The 6,688-nt window shown below is 50.6% G+C and carries 7 protein-coding genes and 1 pseudogene; 3 read left to right on the forward strand and 5 right to left on the reverse strand.

All coding sequences use genetic code 11. The annotated features are described in order from the left end of the window. The coding region (locus KJ970_18565; GenBank protein ID MBU2692926.1) for an IS110 family transposase at window positions 1-887 on the forward strand (887 nt) is incomplete at its 5' end. Between the two features lie 204 nt (window positions 888-1,091). Here KJ970_18565 and KJ970_18570 read toward each other — a convergent pair. The 3 genes and pseudogenes from KJ970_18570 to KJ970_18580 form a co-directional block, all read right to left on the reverse strand. After that, window positions 1,092-1,739, reverse strand: a complete 648-nt coding sequence (locus tag KJ970_18570; GenBank protein MBU2692927.1) for a hypothetical protein — start codon at window positions 1,737-1,739, stop codon at window positions 1,092-1,094. 261 nt (window positions 1,740-2,000) lie between these two features. Next, window positions 2,001-3,192: pseudogene (locus KJ970_18575) on the reverse strand (transposase). 360 nt (window positions 3,193-3,552) lie between these two features. Beyond that, a complete protein-coding gene (locus KJ970_18580; protein MBU2692928.1) occupies window positions 3,553-3,714 on the reverse strand; it encodes a hypothetical protein in 162 nt (53 codons plus the stop codon). A 5-nt stretch (window positions 3,715-3,719) separates the two neighbouring features. Here KJ970_18580 and KJ970_18585 point away from each other — a divergent pair, with 5 nt between their 5' ends. Further along, a complete protein-coding gene (locus tag KJ970_18585) occupies window positions 3,720-4,613 on the forward strand; it encodes a transposase (GenBank protein MBU2692929.1) in 894 nt (297 codons plus the stop codon). Window positions 4,614-4,617: 4 nt separating this feature from the next. On the opposite strand, the gene KJ970_18590 is transcribed toward KJ970_18585, so the two are convergent. Together KJ970_18590 and KJ970_18595 are read right to left on the reverse strand one after the other, a co-directional pair. Continuing rightward, a complete protein-coding gene (locus tag KJ970_18590) occupies window positions 4,618-5,019 on the reverse strand; it encodes a putative toxin-antitoxin system toxin component, PIN family (GenBank protein MBU2692930.1) in 402 nt (133 codons plus the stop codon). Next, a complete protein-coding gene (locus KJ970_18595; protein ID MBU2692931.1) occupies window positions 5,016-5,279 on the reverse strand; it encodes an AbrB/MazE/SpoVT family DNA-binding domain-containing protein in 264 nt (87 codons plus the stop codon). The genes KJ970_18590 and KJ970_18595 overlap by 4 nt, the downstream gene beginning before the upstream one ends. Window positions 5,280-5,731: 452 nt before the next feature. Here KJ970_18595 and KJ970_18600 point away from each other — a divergent pair, with 452 nt between their 5' ends. Continuing rightward, window positions 5,732-6,490, forward strand: a complete 759-nt coding sequence (locus tag KJ970_18600; GenBank protein ID MBU2692932.1) for a hypothetical protein — start codon at window positions 5,732-5,734, stop codon at window positions 6,488-6,490. The last annotated feature ends 198 nt before the right edge of the window (window positions 6,491-6,688 follow it).

The raw sequence follows: 6,688 nt of genomic DNA on the forward strand, positions 1-6,688 counted from the left end.
ATGACGTCACCCTTCTGCCCGCACACTTCGTCAGGCCTTATAGAAAGGGAAATAAAACCGACAAAGCTGACGCCAAAGCCATCCTCGAAGCCGCCAGGAACGAAGAGATCCTGCCGGTCCCCATAAAATCCGTCGATCAACAATCGATCACCACCCTCCACCGGCTTCGGTCGCGATGGATGGCCAATCGCACCTCGAGAATAAACACCGTCAGGGGTCTCCTCAGAGAGCTCGGAATGTTCATCCCCATGGGTTCTAATAGAGTCGTTCCCCTGATCCGGCAATGGATCCACGAGCCGGATTCAAAAATCCCCTTTGCCCTTCGTTCTATCCTTGAGGAAACGTGCGCTGAGATCGTTCAGATGGAGGACCGCATCCGGCTGGCGGAGATTCAGCTCAACGCCCTCTGCAAAGATGACCGGGTCGTGGAAAGATTGCGGACGATTCCCGGTTTCGGGCTCTTGACCGCTTCCGCCCTCATCGCTTTCATGAGTGATGCGCATCGATTCCCATCTCGTCGGCACTTCGCCTCCGCGCTTGGCCTCACACCCAAGGAATATTCCAGCGGATCCAGGCGCCGGCTGGGGGCCATCAGCAAGCGCGGCAATACCTATCTCAGAATGCTTCTCATTCACGGCGCCAGAACGGTCCTCTGGAATTCAAAACGGATTGATCACCCGGACAGGTTGCGGCAATGGGCTCTGGATCTGCAAGCGACCCGTGGTCACAACATCGCCGCGGTCCCTTTGGCCAATAAACTCGCTCGGATCGCTTGGGTGGTTTGGACGAGGGATGTCTCGTTCAAGGAGGTTTCTATCGATAAATTGATTTCAAATCCTATCCGTCAGACTGCTTGGCGGGATATTACCGGATGGCGACCGGTCTGACCGGCGCGGGGTAAAGCCGATAACGACCTTGGCCCATGAGGCCGATCTAAAAGTTTGGCTCCCCGCGCGCGAATTTCATCATGGCCCGGAGTCCATGGGCTCCATCTCAGAGGCCGAAGATAAGGATACAGTCAGTCCCCGCCTTCCAGAGGAGAACTTTATTTTTCAATTGACGGAGGAGTCCAGATAAGTTCGTTAGACGTTTCATTGCCTTCTCTTTTGTCGCTCAATGACATCTAACGTCGCATCTATCAACAGCCGATGTACACGTGACAGATTTCTATTGCTACGTATTATCTCCCGCGGGCACTTTTCATCAAAATTAATATTTCTAAGATCAAACCTTTTCCTGGGAGGGAGACTCATATCTAGCGCGACGCCAAAGCACTCATTATAATTTCGAATTGCACAAACCAAGTCATCGAATGCAACACGCTCAACTTGGTCGCGGCCCTTATCCGGTAAAATACAGAATGGATCCTTAGTTTTCTCGAGGGATCTACCAAAACGGATTGGCACCGAATCGCCTGAACAAGCAATTATACCGTCGCCAGTGTGGATTATGTCCCAGCCCCAGTCCTTGGGCCTCAATCTGCATGAATATTTCTCAAGAAATAGTATTACTTTACTACCCGCTATAAAGTCTTTTTCCGCTGGACATGCATACCAATCTAGCGTAGGGGGCTTGGCAACATTCAGGGTGTCCTCGGAGATTTCTCCCACAAGATCCTCGGCAATCACTCTAAAGTGGTGCATTTCTACATCCAAGATGCGGCCAACCATAATATGTTCCGCCTGCCAAACAAGTTCTTGAAAGGAAGGCCGAATAAAAAAGTCGGCATGTGCTGACATAGATAGTATCAATAGGAATACGCACAAGCATATCATTTTGGTCAATTTATTCATAATACGTCTAACGAATCTGTAGGAAAATCTATTTAACAAATCATTCCACTTCACCCAGTAACCGATTTTCTCTCCTGGATGAGTATGTTCAGATTTTAACGTTGTATGGTCAATGTTGGTTTATTCCCTTTGCCGAACCGACTCGCTTCTACCTGTTTTTAGCCTTTTCCAAAATACTCCTGCTCTATTTCAACTCAATTGCCATGATCAAGCAAACCCTTCTCCATATCGATGGATCTTTTTCAGATTATGCACTATGCAGAACAGATTCCATTGAGTATTAACCTTCTTCTTGCCCCGCAGGGTAAATCGGCTCAGCCCGAGAGCCGATCGAATATGAGCAAAGGGTGGCTCCCCGACAGCCAGACGCATACCGTAAATTGCCCGGCCTGCCGCTGTATCAATCTTCCGTCTCATCTTATCAGAGAATGTCTGTTCACCTTCTGCCGACCTCCCGGTGAAATAGGCCACCTGCCGGATTTCTGTCCTTTCCGGATGACGTAGACATTGACTGCGGAGCTTGCAAGACAGACAGGCTGACTTAGGGCCTTTGAACTTGATGGCTCTGAAACCGCTTATCGTAATATTAGAGCCGCTGCGATAGAGCCGTTTCCCGGCTGGACAGATACAATGACTGAAATCCTCCGGAAAGGTAACCCTGAATCACACCTTTTGATGTTTTCATCTTGGCGGACTCGTTGTCGGTAATGTTGCTTTTTATCGGCTGGCCGCTCTTGCTGATCTTGTCGTCATTATCACCCATCCATTTCTTTAACTTTGCTGTCTGCTTTCGAAGCTTCTCAATGTATTGTCTTTCTTTCCCCTCCAGGTCCTGGTCCCCCTGAGATCTGTCCTGCTCCCGATGCTTCTCAAGCATCCGGCTGACGGCCTTTTCCATCTTGGCCACTTTCTTCTTGAAGTCAGCCTTGGTCCCGCTCCACTCTTTAGACGCATTACTCGGTAGTTTGCAGCCGTCTACGGCAAACATCTCCTTGCCGATCAGCTTCTGGTGGTCACAGACCATCAGCACCTGGAGAAACAGGTGGATGATTTCCTTGTCCATCGTGGAAATAAAATCGGCAATGGTGGTGAAATGAGGCCGGGTATCCGCGGAAAGGGCCATGAAAATGATGTTCTCTCCGCAGCACTGTGCGATCTTACGGCTGGATATAATTCCCTTGGAGTAGGTGTAAAGAACGATCTTCAAAAGAATCTTCGGGTCATATACAGGAGCACCGTTCTCATCGTTTTTAAACCGGCCATCAAAAATGGATAGATCAAGTTCGTTGTCTATCAGGTAGCTCAGGGTGTATTCGAAGGTGCCGGGAAGGATCTGTTTGTCGAAATAAACGGGGAGGAATTTCCCCTGGTCGTATGAGTATGGTTTATATCGGGCCATACAGATTCCTCTTCCTCGCTGCTTTGGTTAACCGGTGTTTTGCCTGTCTATCGCATCAAATATAATTGGTTTTCCCCATATTATCTAGGTTTCGGCGCCTTGATTGGACTTTTCCTACAGATTCAACGTTCTCATAACCCGCGAGGGTGCTTGGCGCGACCCCCGCCAACTCCCATGTGTGCATCCATTCTCCCATAAATGCGGGAGGAATCATAGAAAGATCACGGGTGGAAACATGAGTCCTTCGCACGAGACCCGCACGCCGTTGATTTGGCGGTCTCCTTTAAAGAAAATGTCATGGGATTAACTAACGACTTCCATTTCCTAGAAAGGAGAACCGCCATGGAAAGATACATCGGATCAGACGTTCATGCAACCAGCTGCACCTTTGTCGTCCTCAACGCCAGGGGAAAGCAGATCAGGAAAGACGTTGTGGAAACAAATGGGAAGGCTCTCATCGAGTATCTGAAAATCATCCCCGGAAACCTCCATCTCTGCATCGAGGAGGGGCTCAGGAGCCATGGCTGGTGGAAATCCTATCCCCCTATGTCGCTGAAATTCTTGTCTATGGGCCTGTTTGGACACCCGGTTGTAAGACCGACGCCATCGACGCGCACAGCTTGGCCGAGAAGATCCGGACTGGCACGGTGGGCCGGCCCGTTTACAAAGATCCGAAACTCTTTACCGCCCTGCGCGAATACGCTCGTATCTACACCATGGTCACCCGCGATGTCGCCCGGACCAAGAATCGCCTGAAATCTCTGATCCAAGGCCGGGGCATCCCGTGCTCCGGAGAAGCTGTCTATTCCCGTCGCGGGAGAGAAGCGCTGACCCGGCAGCTTCCCCAAGCGACAGCTATCGCCGCGGAAATCCTGGGTCAGGAGATCGATCGACTCCTGGAAATTAAGAAGGAAGCTGAGAAGACCATGCTCCGTGAGTCCCACCGCCATAAGATCTCGAAGATTCTCGAAACGGCTCCCGGCTTGGGCGCGATCCGGGTCGCTCAGATGATTCCCGTTGTGATCACACCGCATCGGTTCCGGACAACGCGCATGTTCTGGTCCTACTGCGGTTTTGGTGTCGTCGTTCGTTCGTCATCGGATTGGATCCGGAGAGACGATCAATGGGTTCGCGGAAAACTGGATCATACCCGTGGATTGAACCGTGAATTCAACCACATGCTGAACGGTACGAAACCAACTTTGGCGAAGGTGACGATTGCCAGAAAGATTGCAGCGCTCGTCTTGGCGATGTGGAAGAGAGAGGAGAGATGCCAACCGGAGATGTATCGACTGTCTCTCTACTTCTGGCGCGGAGCAAGCAACCCGATTCGAATCTATTCTATTCAGGTCAAGATATATGGAAAATTACGCAACATGCGCAATCCTCGACTTGCTGAAGATCTGGGGCTTCGGCCCTAGTCCACTACAGACGACCGTCAAGAAATTCTCTCGGTCGCAGAACCTCAATCCCTCGATATCCGGTGACGCGGAGTAAATGCTTGTCACCACTAATTATTAGTTTGCATCGAGCCGCCAGCGCACAGGCTAGGAATTTATCGTCGGATGGATCATCACAGACAGGTTCTTTCAATTCGGGTGGATCATAAAACTTTGACTTCACTAGCAACAACGATAAAAAGGGTGCAATATCAACGCCGGAAAACTCTTCTGACAGTATCTCCCCCACCCGCTGATACTCTTGGAAGATCTCCTTCGACATAACAATCTCAACTTTTCCGTCTCGCCAGGCCTCTAGAATTTTGAAGGGTGGGCCGGTGAAGAACACCCCCGAAACCAGAACATTGGTGTCGAGCACAATTCTCACTTTTTGCTCCGCGCCCGTCGTACGGCGACTGTCACATGTGTGCGATTAAGGCCGGCTCGCCTTGCCTGGCGACGGGCTTCGGAAACTAAGTCGTCGAACTCATCCATGGACGGCGCTTCTATCGCCTTGAGGATAACAACGTCCCCTTTGCCCACGACAACGAAACGCGCACCGGGTTTGAGTCCAAGTTTCTTGCGGATGTCTTCGGGTATAACAACCTGACCTTTTGTGGTCATTTTTGTGGTGGCCGGTTCCTGCATATGACACCTCCATTGTGTTGTGATCTTACTAGTAAGATAGTAGAGGAATTTCTCAGAAGTGTCAACGAATATTCGTTTTTCTCTACGTGCCTCTAACGAGTCTGCAGGAAAAGCTGACCGAGGCGTCACGGATTGCCGCATTTGCTTCCCGGAGCCTGCATCCCATGAACAAATATGGGATGCTATGGAAGCTTCCCGACTTTTTCCTACAGACTCAACGTTCTTTTAACCTGCGAGGCGTGCTTGGCGCGGCCCCCGCCTCTCTCAACATCGCGCCACTATGATCTCACTTTGCGAAGGGCCGTGACAAGGGCCCTCGACAGGTTCAAAATGTCGTTAGGCGTCTCTCGTAATCAGTTCGGACGCGAAACCAATTGATTGACCTTTGGGATCCAGCCGGATATAATGGGTGTGCAAAATCAGGCGAGCGAATGTGCCCTGGAGTGTTTCTCATGAATGAATTTAAACGCCGTCTTTGGCTTATTCCGGTCTTAGCAGTCTGTCTCTTGCCCCAGGCAGTCACACTTGGCGATATGTCCGCGGCCGAACTTGGATACTGCGAAGAGACGACTGTCCTTCCTGATGACGAAGAAGTATGTCCGGGCACCACACTGCTCCAAAATGATGACGGGTCTTTTGAAAATGGGTATGCGTGGCGCCAAGAGCAGGTACAACCACCCGACTATGGCGCCTGGGCTGAATGCTATGAGGCCGAGTATGTTTGCGGGGTACAGCTTGTTTTTACGCAGATCGGCGGACATTCCGATCAGACAATGGATGTATATATTTGGGATTATGATGCGGATGGAAATATACCGCCCGGCCCGGATCCCGGCAATGTACTCAGTGTTTTGAGAAATATACTTCCTGAGAATATAGCTTTCTGGCCTTATACGTCTTCACACAATGTGCAGATGTGCTGTGCCACTGACGGACTTCATTTTGTTGGATTCTGGGGAAACTGGCTGGGTCAGGATGCGGGTTGGTATATCGCAGCCGACGAGGACGGCCCTCCATCGGGATGGTCGAGAGCCAGACATCAATTGCCGGGTGGTAATGGCGGTGACTGGCAACCTGTGTTTAGTCCTTATGCACCCTGCACCGCGCTTGGAATTCGCGAATATTCAGGCATCTCGAATTGTCACTCAGCGGGTGTCCCTGATTCGAGAAATCGGGCGGCAACTTGGGGAAGCATTAAATCACTTTACTAACTCAGTTGTTGGTGTCTGTTTATTCTGGTACGCCTAACGTTCTCATAACCCGCGAGGGTCTTTGGCACGGCCCTCGCCTCTCTCAACATCGCGATACTAGTCCCAATATAAGCGCGATTTAGGAGGTTTTGTAAGAGAAAGAGCTCGAAATGCCCGTCCAGAGGCGATAAATTGGTTGTACAAGAAACAAACAAACCG

Source organism: Candidatus Eisenbacteria bacterium (assembly GCA_018831195.1).
Taxonomy (GTDB): Bacteria; Eisenbacteria; RBG-16-71-46; order CAIMUX01; family JAHJDP01; genus JAHJDP01.